The organism is Streptomyces sp. Ru71 (assembly GCF_002920535.1).
Taxonomy (GTDB): Bacteria; Actinomycetota; Actinomycetes; order Streptomycetales; family Streptomycetaceae; genus Streptomyces.
In genome coordinates this window covers 1-17,348 of the sequence record NZ_PQSS01000077.1, presented here as the reverse complement: position 1 = coordinate 17,348, position 17,348 = coordinate 1, and the positions used below count along the sequence as shown (strand labels likewise).

15 protein-coding genes are annotated in these 17,348 nt (G+C 71.2%); all 15 read right to left on the bottom strand.

Annotated features, from left to right (window positions below; translation table 11 throughout):
• Position 1: 1 nt before the first annotated feature.
• Positions 2–1,324 carry a polysaccharide lyase family 1 protein gene (locus C3489_RS31220; RefSeq protein WP_103785465.1) on the bottom strand — a complete coding sequence of 441 codons (1,323 nt, stop codon included), beginning with the start codon at positions 1,322–1,324 and terminating at the stop codon, positions 2–4.
• A gap of 33 nt (positions 1,325–1,357) precedes the next feature.
• Complete coding sequence (locus C3489_RS31215) at positions 1,358–2,131, bottom strand: rhamnogalacturonan acetylesterase (protein WP_103785483.1); 774 nt, start codon at positions 2,129–2,131, stop codon at positions 1,358–1,360.
• A gap of 136 nt (positions 2,132–2,267) precedes the next feature.
• Complete coding sequence (locus tag C3489_RS31210) at positions 2,268–3,608, bottom strand: sugar ABC transporter substrate-binding protein (protein WP_103785464.1); 1,341 nt, start codon at positions 3,606–3,608, stop codon at positions 2,268–2,270.
• A 49-nt stretch (positions 3,609–3,657) separates the two neighbouring features.
• Positions 3,658–5,640 (bottom strand): pectinesterase family protein, encoded by a 1,983-nt coding sequence (locus C3489_RS31205; RefSeq protein ID WP_103785463.1) that lies wholly within the window; start codon positions 5,638–5,640, stop codon positions 3,658–3,660.
• 53 nt (positions 5,641–5,693) lie between these two features.
• Complete coding sequence (locus C3489_RS31200; RefSeq protein ID WP_103785462.1) at positions 5,694–7,196, bottom strand: glycoside hydrolase 43 family protein; 1,503 nt, start codon at positions 7,194–7,196, stop codon at positions 5,694–5,696.
• Positions 7,193–8,038 carry a PmoA family protein gene (locus C3489_RS31195; RefSeq protein WP_103785461.1) on the bottom strand — a complete coding sequence of 282 codons (846 nt, stop codon included), beginning with the start codon at positions 8,036–8,038 and terminating at the stop codon, positions 7,193–7,195. Before C3489_RS31195 ends, C3489_RS31200 begins: the two co-directional genes overlap by 4 nt.
• Positions 8,035–9,195 (bottom strand): Gfo/Idh/MocA family protein, encoded by a 1,161-nt coding sequence (locus C3489_RS31190; RefSeq protein WP_103785460.1) that lies wholly within the window; start codon positions 9,193–9,195, stop codon positions 8,035–8,037. Before C3489_RS31190 ends, C3489_RS31195 begins: the two co-directional genes overlap by 4 nt.
• Entirely contained in the window at positions 9,192–10,490 is a 1,299-nt protein-coding gene (locus C3489_RS31185; RefSeq protein WP_103785459.1) for a polysaccharide lyase family 1 protein, read from the bottom strand. Before C3489_RS31185 ends, C3489_RS31190 begins: the two co-directional genes overlap by 4 nt.
• Positions 10,487–11,359, bottom strand: coding sequence for a carbohydrate ABC transporter permease (locus C3489_RS31180; protein ID WP_258055032.1), 873 nt, complete (start codon positions 11,357–11,359; stop codon positions 10,487–10,489). Before C3489_RS31180 ends, C3489_RS31185 begins: the two co-directional genes overlap by 4 nt.
• A gap of 8 nt (positions 11,360–11,367) precedes the next feature.
• Positions 11,368–12,300, bottom strand: coding sequence for a carbohydrate ABC transporter permease (locus C3489_RS31175; RefSeq protein WP_103785457.1), 933 nt, complete (start codon positions 12,298–12,300; stop codon positions 11,368–11,370).
• Positions 12,301–12,393: 93 nt separating this feature from the next.
• Complete coding sequence (gene araD, locus C3489_RS31170; RefSeq protein WP_103785456.1) at positions 12,394–14,124, bottom strand: L-arabinonate dehydratase; 1,731 nt, start codon at positions 14,122–14,124, stop codon at positions 12,394–12,396.
• The gene (locus tag C3489_RS31165; RefSeq protein ID WP_103785455.1) at positions 14,121–15,032 is read right to left on the bottom strand and encodes a dihydrodipicolinate synthase family protein; all 912 of its coding nucleotides are present in this window, start codon (positions 15,030–15,032) and stop codon (positions 14,121–14,123) included. Before C3489_RS31165 ends, araD begins: the two co-directional genes overlap by 4 nt.
• Positions 15,029–15,697: a GntR family transcriptional regulator gene (locus C3489_RS31160; RefSeq protein WP_103785454.1), complete on the bottom strand. Its 669-nt coding sequence runs from the start codon at positions 15,695–15,697 to the stop codon at positions 15,029–15,031. The genes C3489_RS31165 and C3489_RS31160 overlap by 4 nt, the downstream gene beginning before the upstream one ends.
• A 152-nt stretch (positions 15,698–15,849) precedes the next feature.
• Positions 15,850–16,602, bottom strand: coding sequence for an MBL fold metallo-hydrolase (locus C3489_RS31155; protein WP_103785453.1), 753 nt, complete (start codon positions 16,600–16,602; stop codon positions 15,850–15,852).
• A gap of 110 nt (positions 16,603–16,712) precedes the next feature.
• Positions 16,713–17,312, bottom strand: coding sequence for a TIGR03086 family metal-binding protein (locus C3489_RS31150; protein ID WP_103785452.1), 600 nt, complete (start codon positions 17,310–17,312; stop codon positions 16,713–16,715).
• Between the last annotated feature and the right edge of the window lie 36 nt (positions 17,313–17,348).

Sequence of the window (17,348 nt, the reverse complement as noted above, 5' to 3'; positions counted from 1 at the left end):
GTCAGCGGACCTTTCCGGCGCCCGCGCCGTGGTCGACGAGGCCGGGCACGGCGCGCGGCGGGTCGACGTGGGTGCGCAGGGTGGGCGTCCAGCCGGCGCCGGAGGCCAGGGTCTCGCCGGGGATCTCCGCGTTGTGCACGGCGATCAGATCGGTGGGACGGCCGTTGACCCAGTTGTCGGCGGCGGTGACCGGGGCCTCCTTCCACTTCTTGAGGATCTTCGCGGCGGAGACGCCCGCGGGCAGCGTGAAGGCGTTGTGCTCGGCGACGAGCCGGGACTCCATGCCGATGCCGTGGCTGTAGGAGTAGCCGTCGCCCGCAACGAAGTGGTTGTTGTAGGAGTCGACCTGGCCGAACCGCACGCGCGGCGCCCGCTCGATCAGGTTGCGGAACAGGTTGTGGTGGAAGGTGGCCTTCAGATGCCCCCGGTCGACGGCGGCGGTGGCCGCGCTGTCGCTGTTGCCGATGAGGATCGTCTTGTCGTGGTCGGCGAAGACGTTCCAGGAGGCGGTGACGTAGTCGGCGCCCTTGACGATGTCCAGCTCGCCGTCGTGCTGCTGGTAGGTCATGCCGAAGTACACCGGCAGCGACGAGTCCGGGTGGGCGCCGTCGGTGAAGGTGTTGTGGTCCAGCCAGACATGGGTGGAGCCGTACACCACGGCGCTGTCGTACTCGGAGTTCCAGTTGCCGGTGGAGCCGTCGGTGGGGTCCCACTGCGGGAAGCAGTCCAGCGGGCTTTCGAAGGCGAGATTGCGGACGATGACGTTGTCGACGCCGCTGATCTGCAGGCTCGCGCCCTTGAAGCCGGCGTCGCGGCCCACCCCGATGACGGTGGTGTTGGCGGGCACGTTCGCCTTGATCTCCTTGGCCTGGTGAGCGGCGGACACCCGGCGCAGGCCCTCGGGGCTGTCGGCGGGCTCCTGCTCCAGGTCGGTGTCGTACCCCCACCGCTCGGGGGCGTACTTCTCCAGGTAGGCGGCGAAGTCGTAGTCGGGCGCGGCGAAGGCGTCGCAGCCCTCGGAGACGGCGTCGATCGTGCCCTTCACCTTGATGATCTTCGGGGCGTCACCGCCGTCCGCGAGGGCGGCCTTGAACTGCGCCCAGGTACTGACGGTGTAGACGTGGGCGGCGTCGGCGCCGGCCCCGCCGGTGGTGCCCGTCCCGTACGCCGCCCAGCCGTCGTTCGCGCCCAGCACCTGCCGTGCCGGGTCGCGCTGCGGCGTGTGGGCGGAGGCGGTGCCGGTGACGGACAGGACGAGGGCGGTGCAGCCGACAAGCGCGGCCGCCCTAGTCATGGCATGGGCATGCCACTTACGTGCGTGCATGAGTGCGGCTCTCTTTCTGCAAAGGAGGTGGGGCTAAGCGGTGGGGTCCGGCCAGGTGATCCAGGACGCGGGGATCTCCTCGTCCAGCCGGCGCACGTCGCGCGGGGCGAGCACCCGGGTGCGCAGCAGCTCGCGCGCCACGAGCCGGGCGACGGCGATCGCGCCGGGCGGGTTGAAGTGCGTGTTGTCCTGCTCGGTCGCGGTCCAGTTGAAGTAGGTCTTGGTCTCCTCGACGCCCAGCCGCTGCCACAGGGCGAGCGACAGGGCCTGGACGTCCAGCAGCGCCACGCCCTCCTCCTCGGCGAGCGCCCGCATCGCCGCCGGGTAGTCCCCGTGCGTCGGCTGGGCGTTGCCCGCGGCGTCGAACCGCCGCCGCTCCACGGGCGTGGCCAGCACCGGCCGCGCTCCGCGCCGCCGTGCCCCGTCGACGTACCGGCGCAGATACTCCCGGTAGGTCGTCCAGGGCTCGGTGTACCGGGTGGGATCGGCGGCCTTCTGGTCGTTGTGCGCGAACTGGACGAGCAGGAGGTCACCGGGCCGGATGACGGAGAGGATGGCGTCCAGCCGCCCTTCGTCGACGAAACTCCTGGAACTGCGCCCGTTCATCGCGTGATTGGCGACGACGAGTTCCTTGTGCACAAAGAACGGCAACGCCATTCCCCACCCGGTCTCGGGCGCGGCGTCGGAGTATTTCTGAGCGGCGGTGGAATCACCGGCGATATAGAGGGTGCGGGACTTCTCACGGGAGGGCGCGGCGGCGACGGTGAGCGGAACGGCGGCAAGAACGGCTCTACGGCTGAGGGACACGAAGGGCACCTTTCAACCAAGGGTAAGGGGACTCACCTAGGGGGCGCGGGGCCGTGTCGATATGCGGCTCCGCCGCGGGGGCGCGACCAGCCACAACGGCCCCGCAGCCCCCCACGAACCGAAACCACCCACGGACTCAATGGTTCTGCTTCCAGTCGGCCTGAGCCTTGTTGAGCTGATCGGCCAACGTGTCCAGAAATTCCTTCGTCGACATCTTCCCGAGCAACACTTTCTGAAAGCCCGGCTCGTTGTCCGCCTTGGAAATCGTGTTCCAGTCAGGCAGATAGTAAGGAAGCTGGACGATGGTCGTAGAACCATCGCTCAACGCGGCAGCGGCCAGCTTCGTCGGCTCCGCCTTCTGGATCCACGCATCGCCGGCGGCCTCCGTGTTCGCCGGCACCTGCCCCGCCGCCTCGTTGAACTTGGAGTTCTCCGCGTGCGAGAGCGCGAACTCGATGAACTTCCAGCCGGCCTCCTTGTTCTTGGAGCTCTTGAACAGCCCGAGCCCGTCGACCGGGTTGGAGACCTGGACCCGCTTTCCGCCGGGCCCGACCGGCTGCGGAATGCCCCGGAACTTCTCGGTGCCGAGCGCCTTCACATGGTCCTGGTACGACCCCAGGTTGTGATTGAGCATCCCGATCGTGCCGGAGTCCCACTGGGCGACCATCTTCGTGAAGTCGTTGTTCACGTCGGCGGCCGGGGTGACCTTCTTGTACAGCGCCGCGTACTTCTCCAGCGCCGCCACGTTCTTCGGGTCGTTCACCGTGGTCTTGTCGCCGTTCCAGAACGACGTGATCCCGGACTGCCCGTACATCGCGTCCAGCGCCTGCGCGATGGAGCCGGCGCCGCCGCGGATGGTGTAGCCGAACGCGTTCTTCTTGGCGTCGGTGAGCTTATGGGCCGCCTCGTAGAACTTGTCCCAGGTGGTCGGCGCGTCCAGGCCGGCCTTCTGGAACAGGTCGGTGCGGTAGTACAGCACGCCGTTGTTGGCGGAGGTCGGGATCGAGTAGAGCGTGCCGTCGCCGCCGCCCGCGGCCTTCAGCGAGGCGACCATGTCCTTGTTCAGCCTGCCGTTCAGCGACGACTTGGTGAGCCGCTCGTCCAGCGGCTCCAGGGCGTTCTGCGCCGAGAACTCCGCGAGCATGGCCGCGCCGACCCCGCCGACGTCGGGCAGGCCGCCGCCCTGGATGGCGGTGTCCACCTTGGACTGGTACTCCTTGGCGGCGATGCCGACGTACTTGACCTTGATGTCGGGGTTGGCCTTCTCGAAGTCGGCGATGATCTGCTTCCAGATGTCGGTGCGGACACCGCCGTTGTTGTCCCAGAAGACGATCTCGCCCTTGCCGCTGCCCTCGGAGCCCTTGTCCCCGCCGCTGCCGCTGCCGTCGTCGCCGCAGGCGGTGGCGGTCAGGGCGAGCACGGAGCCCAGGGCGACGGCCAGGGCGGCACGCCTGCTTCTGCGGTTGCTGATCTTCATTGGTCGGCTCTCTTCTTCCGGATGCTGCACGGATATGAAGTGGTGGGGGTCAGTGGCGGGTCTGCGGCGCCCAGCCGTCGGTGCCGCGCAGGTAGTCGGCGACGGTGTGGACGCGCGCGTCCTCGTTGCTCATCTGCGGCCGGTCGGCGGTGACGGCCGCTCCGGGGCCGTAGGTGCGGTACTCGGCGAAGCGGGCGTCCTTCCAGGAGAAGCCGCTCATGTCGGTCCAGGGCGCGGACTTGACCGCGGCGGGCAGTTCGGTGTCCCGGATCAGCACCTGGCCGACGGCCTGCGGCTCGCCGCCCGGGTGCCAGGGCCGGCCGAGGTGGAAGGACTGCTCGGGCGCGTCGCTGACGATCCGCGAGCCGGTGATCAGGATGCCGTACGGGTTGCCGGTCCACGTCGAGGCGGCGGTGATGTAGCCGTTGTTCGTGGTGGAGCCCCGGCTCAGCGCCCGGATCACCGACCGCTCGACGACGGTGGTCGCCCGCCCGTAGATGAAGTCGACGTCGCCCTCGATGTAGGAGTCGCGGACGTAGACGCGGCTGATGGTGGTCAGCTTCGGGCTGTCGGTCATCAGGGTGTCCTGGTTGCCCAGGAAGGCGGTGTCCTCGAAGACGATCCGGTCGCCGGTGGTCTTCATCGCCAGCGCCTGCTCGCCGTTCAGCTCGACGGCGGCCTCGTCGAAGTCGTTGCTGAAGGTGAGGTGGCGGGCGGTGGTGTCGTTCGCGGCGATGCGGACGGTGGCGCTGCCGGTGGAGCCGCCGTATGCCGCCGGGGTGTCGTACACGATCACCGTGTCGGAGCGCTTGGCCCCCGTCCCCTCCAGCGTGACGTACGGCTTGCCGGCCGGGACGTAGACCTTCTCGCGGTAGGTCCCGGGCGCGATGGCGATCGTCACCGGCAGGTCGTTGCCGTCGGGCACGGCGTCCACCGCGGCCTGCACGGTCGGGTAATCGCCGGGGACCCGCAGCGTCACCGAGTCGCCGATCTGCTTCTGCGGGCCGGAGAAGCGGGTGACCAGGACCGGGACGGCGGCCGCCGGGTCCAGCCGGTAGTCGTAGAAGTCACGCGGCTCGAAGGCCGTGCCCCAGGCGTCGGTGCGCCCGGTGGTGTTCTTCAGGATCGACCCGCGCTGCACCAGTTCGGCGGTGGCGTCGGCCTGGTAGGGGTGCTGGACGCCGTCGTAGTAGCTGTTCTCGATGACCATCCGGGTTTTGCCGCGCGACCAGTTCCCGTACGTCCACACCGGGTCGCCGTCGGCCACCTGCCCGGAGAGGTAGTTGTTGTACAGGTGGGCGTAGGCGCAGTTGTCGGCGGACGGGTTGCGCTGCTTGGTGCCGGTGAACCAGTTGTGGTCGACGGTGATCTGCGTTTTGACGTTCGTCGTCCAGCCGATGCCGAACACCTTGTTGTGGTTGCTGAACTGGTTGTAGGAGACGGTGACGTACTGGCTGTCCTTGCGGATGTCCAGCAGCCCGTCGCCCATGTGGGTCAGGCGGTTGTGGTCGATCCAGACGTGGTCGACGGTGTCCATCTGGATGGCGTCGAAGTCGGTGGTCTTGCCGTCCCAGTCGCCCTCGACGTAGGAGTCGCGGATCGTCAGGTTGCGGATGATGACGTTGTGCGTGCCGGGGTTCAGGTGGAGTTCGCCGTGGACGATCTCACCGGTGTCGCCGACGCCGATGATGGTCTTGTCGGAGGCCACGACGATGTCGGAGCCGAAAGGCGCGACGGCGATGGAGCCCTTGACCCGGATGACGTACGGCTCGGGCGCGGAGGCGTACTTGGCGAGCGAGGCCTGGTCGGTGACGGTGACGACCGTGCCGCCGGCGCCCCCGGTGGTGCCGCCGGCGAGGGTGGCGAACCCGTGCGGCTGGTCGCTCCAGCGGTCGGCGGCGGAAACGGACGGGGGGACGGTGGCGGCTTTCGCCTCACCGGCCGCCCCGAGACCGAGGGCGGCGAGCAGGCCGGCGACGGCGGCCAGGGCGACACCTGGTCTCGGCAAGCGCTTGCTAGGGATGTGCGGCATTGCGGCTCCCAACAGGCGTACGGGGGAAGGGGCTTTCAGGGCTTTCAGGGCTTTCAGAGGGCGGTGATACGGAAGTGCTCGAAGGTCGCCGTGCCGGCGTGACCCGGGCCTTGAGGTGCGAGCGCGAACAGGCCGAGCAGCGCCCCGACCCAGCGCCACGGGGTGGCGGCGAAGACGGGGCCGGAGGGCTCAAGGCCCGCCCCGGTGTCGTGGAAGAAGCGGCAGCGGGCGCCGGCGCCGATCTCGATGCGCAGCCGGGCCCGGCCCCGCGGGGCGAGCCGTGGGCGGTCGGCGTCCCGCTCCCGCTCGGCGACCGGCTCGGCGAACCGGTGCACCAGGTGGACCCGGCCGTCGGCGCCCCGTTCGAGCCCGATCCAGGAGAACGCGTCCCCGAGCACCGCGAGCCCGGCCCGGGCCCCCGGCTCCTCGGCGTCCAGGCGCAGTTCGACCTCGACGGCGCTGGGCAGGCCCGGCAGCCGCTGGGTGAGCAGGTTCGGCAGCTTGCGCAGGTCGTGCGCGTCGGCCGAGCGGACGCAGGTCAGCCGCAGGCCGTCGGCGGAGTGCTGGGTGGCCCAGCCGTCCTGGGGGTTGGCGGTCCACTGCCATTGGCGGCCGTACCGTCCGCCGGGGAAGTCGTCGTCGGTGGCGGGCGCGGCCGGCGGCTGCGGCGGCAGGGCGGGCCTTCGGTGGACGGCGACGGGGGCGCCGTCGTTGCCGAGCACCGGCCAGCCGTCGGCGTCCCAGCGCATCGGCTGGAGGTGGACGACCCTGCCGTAGGCGCCGCGCTGCTGGAAGTGCAGGAACCAGTCCTCACCGGACGGGGTGCGCACCCAGCCGCCCTGGTGGGGGCCGTTGACGTCGGTGTCCTGCTGTTCGAGGACGATCCGCTCCTCGTACGGGCCGAAGAAGTCCCGCGCGCGGAAGGCGCCCTGCCAGCCGGTGTCCACTCCCCCGGCGGGCGCCAGGATCCAGAACCAGCCGTCGTGCCGGTACAGCTTGGGCCCTTCCAGGGTGAACCAGCCGGGGATGCGGTCGGCGTCGACGATCAGCTTGCCCTCGTCGAGCAGGGAGGTGGCGTCGGGGTGCATCCGGTGGCCGGTGAGGCGGTTCTTGACGCCGGCGCGGGACCTCGCCCAGGCGTGCACGAGATACGCCTCGCCGGTCTCGTCGTCCCACAGCGGGCACGGGTCGATCAGCCCCTTGCCCGCCTTCAGCAGGTGCGGGCGGGTCCACGGGCCGCGGACATCGGGCGCGTTGACCTGGAAGATGCCCTGGTCGGGGTCGCCCCAGAAGATCCAGAACCGGTCGTCGTGGTGGCGGAGGGAGGGCGCCCAGACACCGCAGTCGTGCCGGGGCCGCGCGAACTCGGCCTCGGGTTCCAGCCGGTCCAGGGCGTGCCCGACGAGCGTCCAGTTCACCAGGTCGCGGGAGTGCAGCAGGGGCAGGCCGGGGGCGCGGCCGAAGCTGGAGGCGGTGAGGTAGAAGTCGTCGCCGACGCGCACCACGTCCGGGTCGGACCAGTCGGCGTTCAGGATCGGGTTCTCGTACGTGGTCACTGCGCCACTGCCTTTCCGACCAGGGCGGCCGCCTCGTCCCGGTCCGGGCGGCCGTCCGCGACGACCGTGACGATCCGCCGTACGACGGTGTCGCCGGGCGGGATGGTCAGCCGCTCGGAGGAGGCGAGCGAGGAGCCGACCCCGGGGTACTCGGTCGCGCGCACGAACCAGGGGTCGCGGCGGGTCGCCTCGGTGGCACCGGCGAACACCAGCGTCCAGCCGGTCCCGGCGAGGGCCAGCCAGTCGGCGCGGCGGCCGTGCACCGCCTCCTCGCCCTCGGCGTCGGCGGTGAACACGCGGGGCGGCTCGGCCTCCTTGCGGGCCCGCCAGAAGAAGCCGCCGTACGCGGCGCCGGGCCGGCCGTTGGTGGCGGGGCTGCCGAGGGAGAGCGGACCGGGTGTGGTGTTGGTGAGGGAGAAGGTGAAGTCCAGCGCCCAGGCGGTGGCCGTGAGTTCGGTGGCCGCGACCGTGCGCCGCTCGCGCAGCAGCTCCGCGCCGCCCGCCACCCAGCGCAGCTCCTCAACGAAGCCGTCCGGGTCGCGCAGCGGGAACGAGGTGTGCCGCTGGGCGCCGTGGTTGTCCAGCTCGGTCGGGCCCTGGTCGCGGACGAAGGTGCGCCCGCCCCAGAAGTTGTGCCCCTCGACGTCGGGAACGGCGACACCGACGCCGAGGTGGTGTGCGTGGTCGGCGGGGGTCAGCTCGGTGACCGTGGTGCCGGCCAGGGTGGTGACGGGGTGCAGGTAGGGGCGCGGGGAGAGCCGGGCGGGCAGCTCGGGTCGGATGACGTAGCGGCCGACGGGGCGGCCCGCGACCCGCAGGACGGGCGTGTCGGGGGCGGTCATCGGGTGCTCACCTCTCTCGGCAGGGCGCTCGGGGCCCAGGGGGCGCCGAGCTCGGAGTACAGGGCGAGGGTGTCGGCGGCGGCCGCGACCAGACCGTCCACACCGGGGACGACGCGCCGGCCCTCCTCGGGCAGCACGCGCCAGGCGTGCTCGGGCAGCGGGGCCGGGTCGGGGGCGAGCCGGATCTCCTCCACCACCTTCATGAAGGCGCCGGTGGCGTCCGGCGGGACGAGCAGGGCGGCGCCGGTGGTGAGGTGGTCGACGAGGTCGGCGAGCAGGTCGGTGCGGCCGTACTCGAACTCCTCCGGGCCGTGGTCGGCGCGCTGCAGCAGCACCCGGTCCTGCTTGTACCAGAAGGTGATCCGGCCACGGCTGCCGTGCACCAGCACATACGGCTCGTCGGGGCGCTCGGCGCACAGGGTGGCGGCGACGACGATCGGCCGGCCGGCGGCGGTGGTGATCCGTACACAGGAGGTGTCGTCGGACTCGATGGCGTTGGCGCGCAGCAGCTCGGTCTCGATGCCGGTGACGTCCTCGGCGCGGGTCGAGCCGTCGAGCGCGAGGGCGGTGGCGACGGCGTGCGCGAGGGGGTTGGTGAGCACCCCGTCGACGACGTCGGCGCCGTGCAGCCGCCGCCGGCCCGCCCAGGGCGCCCGCCGGAAGTAGGCCTCGGCACGCGCCCACGCGCCGGCGCCGCCCAGGCCGACGACCTCGCCGATCACGCCGTCGGCGATCATCTCCCGGATCGCGGGCAGGGCGTGCGAGCCGAGCGACTGGAAGCCGATCTGACAGGCCACACCGGCCCGCGCGACCCCGTCGGCCATCCGCCGGTACTCGGCGAACGACGGCGCGGGCGGCTTCTCCAGCAGCAGGTGCACGCCCCGCTCGGCGGCGGTGAGCGCGAGGTCGGTGTGGGTGGGGATCGGGGTGCAGACCACGGCGATCCGGGCGCCGGTGGCATCCAGCAGCGCGCCGAAGTCGGCGGACTGTTCGGGGGCGCCGAGGCCGTCGGGCAGCTCCTGCTCGGTCAGCGGGGTCAGTTCGCAGATCCCCACGAGCCGGACCAGGCCCCGGTCCTGGAGGCGGCGGATGTTGTCGAGGTGCCAGCGGCCGTGACCGCGGGCGCCGGCCAGCACGATCGGCACGGGGGCGCTCATCGGATCCTCCCCGCGCCCGCTCCGCGCGCCACCGCCCGGTCGGCCACCGCGGCGCTGTCGACGGTGCCGTGGAGCGTGGGCGTCCAGCCGACGTCGTCGGTCAGGTCCCTCTCGCTGCCGGAGTTGTAGGCGTTGTGGATGGTGAGCAGGTCGACCGGATAGCCGTTGAACAGCGTGCCGCTCGCGTGCAGGGCGGTGCCGTTCCAGCTCTTGACCAGGTCGGCCACCTCCACATGGCTCGGGGTGTGGAAGGCGTTGTTCTCGGCGTAGATGCGGGACTCGGTGGAGACGCCGATCGAGTAGCGGTAGTCGAGGGAGTCCTCGGGGACCACGTACCGGTTGTCGTAGAGGTGCACCTGTCCGAAGCGGACGCGCGGGGCGCGCTGGACGACGCCGTCGAACTCGTTGTGGTGGAGGGTGACCCGCAGCTTGCCCCGGTCGCTCGTGACGTTGTCCCCGTTGCCGATGAGCATCGCCTTGTCGTGGGCGGCGAACCGGCTCCAGGAGACGGTGACCAGGTCGGAGCCGTTGGTGATGTCCAGCAAACCGTCGTGGCGCAGGTAGTTGCGGGCGAAGCAGGTGGGCTCGCCGGCGTCCGGGTGGCCCTGGTCGGAGGCGGTGACGTGGTCGACCCAGACGTGGGTGGCGCCGTTGAGCCACAGGGTGTCGTAGGCCGTCTTCCAGTCGCCGAGGCCGCCGGTGTTGGGCTGCCAGACGGGGAAGCAGTCGTAGGCGTCGCGCAGTTCGACGTTGCGGACGATGACGTTGTCCGCGCCCTTGACCTGGAGGCTGGCGCCCTTGAGGACGGCGGAGGAGCCGAGGCCGACGATCGTGGTGTTGGAGCCGACGGGGAACACGACCCGTTCGGCCTGCCGCGCCGCGGACGCCTGACGGGCCTCCTCCTGCGGGCCGCTGGGCTTGTCGGCGCCCCAGGTGCGGGGGTCGTAGGCGGTGAGGTACTTCTTCAGGTCGTAGCCGTCGGTGGCGTAGTCGGCGCAGTCGAGCCGGCGGCCGGCGTCGTCGGTGTTGGCGTCGACGGTCCCGGCGATCTTGATGATCTTCGGGGTGTCGCTGCCGCCGTCGAGGGCGCGCACCAGGCCGGCCCGGTCGGCGACGGTGTACACATGGGCGTCGTCGGCGGCGGCGCCCCCGGTGGTGCCGGTGCCCAAGGAGGCCCAGCCGTCGTTCGGGGCCAGGGTGTCGCGGCTGATGTCGCGGACCTGCTCGTCGGCGTGGGCGGGCAGGCAGAGTGTGCCCAGCAATGCGGCCGTGATGGTGAGGTGCCGGATTCTCATCCCTTGACCGCCCCCGCACTGAAACCGGTGATGAGCCACTTCTGGATGAACGCGAACACGATGACCACGGGGACGGCGGCGATGATGCCGCCCGCGGCCAGGGCGCCGAGGTCGACGCTGTCGGCGCTCATCAGGGAGTTGAGGCCGACCGGGATGGTCTGCTTGTCCTGGTTGTTGAGGAACATCAGGGCGAACAGGAAGTGGTTCCAGGAGTGCACGAAGGCGAAGGAGCCGACGGCGATCAGACCCGGCCGCAGCAGCGGCAGCACGACGACCCGGAAGGCCCGCAGCCGGTTGCAGCCGTCCACCCAGGCGGCCTCCTCCAGCGAGTACGGCACGTTCTTGATGAAGTTGCTGATCAGGATCATCGACAGCGGCAGCTGGAAGACCGTCTCGGCGATGATGACGCTGCCCAGCGAGTTGATCATCTTCAACTCGGCGAAGATCTGGAACAGCGGCACCAGCAGCAGCGCGCCCGGCACGAACTGCGAGCACAGCAGCGCGAGCATGAAGCCCCGCTTGACCTTGAAGTCGAACCGGGCGAGGGCGTAGCCGCCGGCCAGCGCGACGACCGTGGTCATCACCAGGGTGGCCAGGCCCACCAGCACGCTGTTGCCGAAGTAGGTGCCGAAGGACCGTTCTGTCCACACCTTCTCGAAGTGGTCGAAGGTCAGCGGCCAGGGCATCAGCGAGGTGGAGCCGGCGGGACGCAGCGCGAACAGCAGGATCCAGTAGAAGGGGACCAGCGTGAAGACCAGGTAGACGGACAGGGGCAGGTAGATCTGCCAGCGCGGGGCCTGGTCCCAGGCGCGGCGCCGCCCGCGCGACCGGGCCGGTTCGGACACCACGCGCTCGGTTGCCGGAGCGATCTCGGTGATCACTTGTCGCCTCCGAACTTGCTCAGCCGCAGATAGACCATCGAGCAGAAGAGCAGGATCACGAACGCGACCGTGGTCAGGGCGGACGCGTAGCCGAAGTTGTGGGCGTCGACGGAGGTGTTGGCGATGTACAGCGGCAGCGTGGTGGTCTCGCCGGCCGGGCCGCCGCCGGTCAGGGTGTACAGCAGGTCGACGTTGTTGAACTCCCACACCGCGCGCAGCAGCGTGGACAGGACGATGGCGTCCTTCAGGTGCGGCAGGGTGATGTGCCAGAACTGCTTGAGCCGGCTCGCCCCGTCGACCTCGGCGGCCTCGTACAGGTCCTTGGAGACGGACTGGAGGTCGGCGAGGATGAGGATCGCGAAGAACGGCACGCCGCGCCACAGGTCGGCGACCACGGCCGCCGGGAAGACGGTGGAGGTGTCCGACAGCCAGCTGGTGCCGTAGGAGCCGATACCCATGTCCGCCAGGTAACGGGTGATGCCGGTCTGGGAGTTGTACAGCAGCACCCAGATCGCGGAGGTCAGCACGCCGGAGACGGCCCACGGGGAGAACACCAGGGCGCGTCCCAGCGCCCGGCCCACGAAGGTCTGGTTGACGATCAGCGCCAGCGCGAGGCCGAGCAGCAGCTGCAGTCCGACCTCGACGACGACCCACTTGGCGCTGAAGGTGAGGGTGTCCCAGAACTGCGGGTCGTCGGTGAAGGCGTGGACGAAGTTGTCGAAGCCCGCGAAGCCGTTGCGCCAGGGCTTGGTGGGGTTGTAGTTCTGCAGGCTGTAGTAGAAGACGCTGATGACGGGGTAGGCGATGAAGCCGAGCATCAGCAGCGCGGCGGGCGCGATCAGCAGGTACGGCAGCCTGCGCGGTGTGGCGGAGGCACGGCGCCGCCTCGGTGGCGCGGGCGGTTTCGCCACGGCTGCGGCTTGGGCCATGACTGTTCTCCGTTCTGGTACGTCGTGCTCGTACGGCGTGCGGGAAGCGCTTTCTCGGGATGCAGGGCGGAGCTAGGGCGTGGGGCGCCGGGCTCAGCCGGCGTACGGGTCCCGCACCTCGCCCGGCCGGGCCAGGAACTCGAAGTCGCAGCCGGTGTCGGCCTGGGTGATCTGGGAGTTGTAGAGCACGCCGTAGCCGCGCTCGTACCGCGCCGGCGGCGGGGTCCAGGCGGCCCGGCGGCGCTGAAGCTGCTCGTCGTCCACGTGGAGATGGAGGGTGCGGGCCTCGACGTCGAGGGTGATCAGGTCACCGGTCTCCACCAGCGCGAGCGGTCCGCCGACGTAGGACTCGGGCGCCACGTGCAGCACGCAGGTGCCGTAACTGGTGCCGCTCATCCGGGCGTCGGAGATCCGCACCATGTCGCGCACGCCCTGCTGGAGCAGGTACCGCGGGATGGGCAGCATGCCGTACTCGGGCATGCCCGGGCCGCCCTTGGGCCCGGCGTTGCGCAGGACGAGCACATGGTCGGCGGTGATGCCGAGCGACGGGTCGTCGATGGTGCGCTGCATGGCCTTGTAGTCGTCGAAGACGACCGCGGGGCCGGTGTGCTTGAGCAGGTGCGGCTCGGCGGCGATGTGCTTGATGACGGCGCCGTCCGGGCAGAGGTTGCCGCGCAGCACGGCCACCCCGCCCTCGCTCGCGACCGGGTGGTCGCGTAGCCGGATCACGTCGTCGTGGTGCACCCGAGCGCCGGCGATCTGCTCGCGCAGGGTGTCGTGCGAGACCGTCGGCCGGTCCAGGTGCAGCAGGTCCGGGATGCGGGAGAGGAAGCCGGGCAGTCCGCCGGCGAAGTGGAAGTCCTCCATCAGGTACGTCTGTCCGCCGGGGCGGACGTTGGCGAGGACCGGGACCGTGCGGGCGATCCGGTCGAAGTCGTCGAGCGTCAGCTTCACGCCCGCCCGGCCCGCCATGGCGATCAGATGGATGACGGCGTTGGTGGAGCCGCCGAGGCCGAGGACGGTGGTGACGGCGTCCTCGAAGGCCTCCCGGGTGAGGATGTCCCCGATCCGCCGGTCCTTGTGCACCAGCTCGACGGCGGTCATGCCGGCCTTGGCGGCCATCCGGTCGTGCCCGGAGTCGACGGCCGGGATGCTGGACGCGCCCGGGACGGTGACGCCGAGGGCCTCGGCGGCGGCGGTCAGCGTGGACGCCGTGCCCATGGTCATGCAGTGGCCGGGCGAGCGGGCCAGGCCGCTCTCCAGTTCCTGCATCTCGCAGTCGCCGATGAGGCCGGCCCGCTTGTCGTCCCAGTACTTCCACATGTCGGTGCCGGAGCCGAGGACCTCGCCGCGCCAGTGACCGGGCAGCATGGGACCGGCGGGCACGAAGACGGCGGGCAGTCCGGCGGACGCGGCGCCCATCAGCAGGGCGGGCGTGGACTTGTCGCAGCCGCCCATCAGCACGGCCCCGTCGACCGGGTAGGACCGCAGCAGCTCCTCCGTCTCCATGGCGAGGAGGTTGCGGTAGAGCATGGGGGTCGGCTTCTGGAAGGTCTCGGAGAGCGTGGAGACCGGGAATTCGAGCGGGAAGCCCCCGGCCTGCCACACGCCCCGCTTCACGGCCTGGGCGCGGTCGCGCAGATGGACGTGGCAGGGGTTGATGTCGGACCAGGTGTTGAGGATCGCGATGACCGGCTTGCCGAGGTGCTCCTCGGGGAGGTAGCCGAGCTGGCGGGTGCGGGCGCGGTGGCTGAAGGAGCGCAGGCCGTCGGTGCCGTACCACTGGTGGCTTCTGAGGTCTTCCGGGCGCTTCCTGTCGGTCATATCGACCACCCGGCGGCGATGGCGGCGACCTCGGCGCGCTCCTGCTCGGGCAGCGGGCGGCTCGGCGGGCGCACGTCGCGGCGGCACAGGCCGAGGGAGGCGAGGGCCTCCTTGACGACGGTGACGTTGTTGGCGCTGCCGTTGGCGGCGCGCAGCTCCTCGAAGCGGCGGATCTGCTCCCAGACCTTCATGGCGGCCGGGTAGTCCCCGGCGCGCAGGGCCTCCAGCATGTTGCGGGAGACGGCCGGGGCGACGTTGACGAGCCCGGAGGTGAAGCCGGTGGCGCCGGCGGAGAAGTAGGACGGCGCGTACGGCTCGGCGAGGCCGGCGACCCACACGAAGCGGTCCAGGCCCGCGTCGCGGGCGAACGCGGCGAAGCGGGCGGCGTCCGGGACGGCGTACTTGACGCCGATGACGTTCGGGCAGGCGTCGGCGAGTTCGGCGAGGCGGGCGCCGGTGAGCTGCGGGTTGCGGATGTAGGGCACGACGCCCAGCTCGGGGACCGCCTCGGCGATGGCGCGGTGGTAGTCGACCCAGCCGGACTGCGAGACGTAGGGGTGGACGGGCTGGTGCACCATCACCATCTGCGCGCCGAGTTCGCGGGCGTGCCGGGCGGAGGCGACGGCGGTGGGCACGTCGTGGCCGACGCCGACGAGGATCACGGCGCGCTCGCCCGCCTCCTCGATCGTCAGCTCGGTGATCAGACGGCGCTCGTCGGGGGTGAGGGCGTAGAACTCGCCGGTGTTGCCGTTGGGGGTGAGGGTGGTGATGCCGCCGTCGAGCAGGCGGCGCAGCAGGGACCGGTGGCCGGCGGCGTCGATCGTGCCGTCCTCGGCGAACGGGGTGACCGGGATGGCCACCACGTCGGCCAGGGCCGCCCGCTGGGTCTCGAACGCCACGCTGCTCATGCCTGACCTTCCTGGTCCTGGGCCGTGGGGTCGGCCTCGGGGAACGCGCGCCGGACGAACGACGCGATGTGGGCGTGCAGGGCCTGGCCGGCGCCGTCCGCGTCGCCGGCCAGCGCGAGCCGCAGGATCTCCCGGTGCTCGGCGGCCTCCCGCTCCCAGGAGGGGTCGGCGGCCCAGGCGACGGCGGAGACCAGCGCGGCCTGGTCGCGGACCTCGTCGAGCATGCGGCCGAGCAGCGGGTTTCCGCATGGCAGGTAGAGCGCGCGGTGGAACTCCCGGTTGGCCAGGGAGCGTTCGGCGGTGTCGGTGGCCTCGTCGGCCCGGGTCAGCGCGGCCTGGGCGGCGTCGAGCGAGGCGCCGCGCCGCACGGCCCGCTTCAGCGCCTCGGGTTCGAGGAGCAGCCGCACGTCGTAGACCTCGCGCGCCATGTCCGCGTCCACCATGCGCACCGTGACGCCCTTGTACTGGCTCATCACCACCAGACCTGTCCCGGCGAGGGTCTTCAGGGCCTCGCGCACCGGGGTCTTGGACACCCCGAACTGTGCGGCGAGCTCGGTCTCGACCAGGGCCTGTCCTGGCGTCAACTGCCCGGTGAGGATGCGGCGTTTGATCTCCTCCAGCACGAACTGCGTGCGGGAGGGGATCGGCGTGGGCACAGAGGTCATGCGCGCCTCTCGGATCTTCGCGGGGCCCTGGGGTCTCGCGTATGGGATCTCACGTATCGCGTCTCATATATGACGTACGAGGTACGACGCGATGAAGGTAGGAGTGCGCATGCATTTCGTCAATGCTTCTGACAAAGGAAGCTGAGCCGTCCTCAGACGGCGTGGGTGTCGCCCTCCCGGGCGGCTGCCGTGGCGTCACCGAAGACGGTGGCGGCGCGTTCGGTGGCCGCGTCGCGCGTCAGCGTGGGCCCCACATGGGTGATGAGCAACCGCCTCGCGCGGGCCTCGCGGGCGGTGCGGCCGGCGTCCTCCGGGGTCAGATGGACCTGTTCGCCTTCGCGATGGGCGTCGATGTCGGCCTCGCACAGGAACAGGCCGGCGTCGCGGGCGAGTTCGGTGAGCGCGGCGCAGGGTCCGCTGTCCCCGGAGTACGCGAGCACGCTCCCGTCGCACTCGGCGCGCAGCCCGTACGCCTCGGTGTCGTGGACGACGGACCGCGCGGCGAGGGTGAGGCCGCCGTGCCGGGCGACATGCCCGTCGTACAGCGGCCGGAAGTCGAGGATTCCGTCCAGGAACTTCACGTCCGGCCGCCCGAGGAACCCCGCGAGCCGCTGCGCGCAGCCCTCGGGCGCGTACACCGGGACGGGTGCCGGCGGGGTGAGTCCGCCGTGGGCGAGGGCGTAGACGGCGGCCAGGAGGTCGGCGCTGTGGTCGGCGTGCAGATGGGAGATCCATACGGCGGTCAGCCGCGCCGGGTCGGTGTGCCGCCGCAACTCCGCGAACGTCCCGAACCCGGCGTCCACCCACACCTCGGCGCCCCCGCCCCGCAGCAGATACCCGGAGCAGGGACACCCGGGGCCGGGGTGCGGGGAGGCGGTGCCGAGGACGGTGAGGGTGAGGGACATGGGGCGAGCGTACGGGGCGGCGGCCGGGGGCCGGCCAGGAAATTCGGCGTCCTCGACGTGCCTTCTGTGTCCCTTGACGTGCCTTCCGTTTCCTCGACGTGCCTTCTGTGTCAGCTCCCGGGTCGCTCCCAGCGGGGGTCGCGACCGCTCAGCCCGACCGCGCGGTCCAGGAGCGGCGCGTCCTCGGGGACCGGTACGACCGGGCCGAAGATGCCGTCGCCCCGGTCGCCGGCGTCTGCCGCGGCCCGGAGGAAGTCGTGGCAGACGCGGAGCACGACCGGGTCGGGGTCATAGGGCTGACCCGTCGCGCGGGCCAGGTCCCAGGCGTGGATGACCAGCTCGTCGGCGACGACGGCCGCGGCGATCCCATCCGGCAGGTCGACCCCGCCCGCGCGGGTCATGCCGGTCCAGGCGGCCGGGTCTCGCCAGGCGTCGGCGAGTTCGTCGAGGGCCTTGGGCAGTGCCGCGCGCCAGTCCGGGCCGATGTCCGGCACATGGGTGTCCGGCGGGGTGTCCGTGGTCGGACCGAGGTCCTTGCGGGCCGCGTCCCGGAAGGCGACGGACAGACCCAGCAGGTGCCCGAGCAGGTTGCGCACCGCCAGCTCGGGGCACGGCGTCGGGTCGGCGAGCTGCTCGTCGCGCACGCCCTCGGCGAGGCGGGCGACGATCCGGACCTGGGGTCCGAGGTCGAAGGTGGTGTCGTCGGTCATGCTCTGCTCCCGGGGGCTGCTCGTTGGCCACTGGGG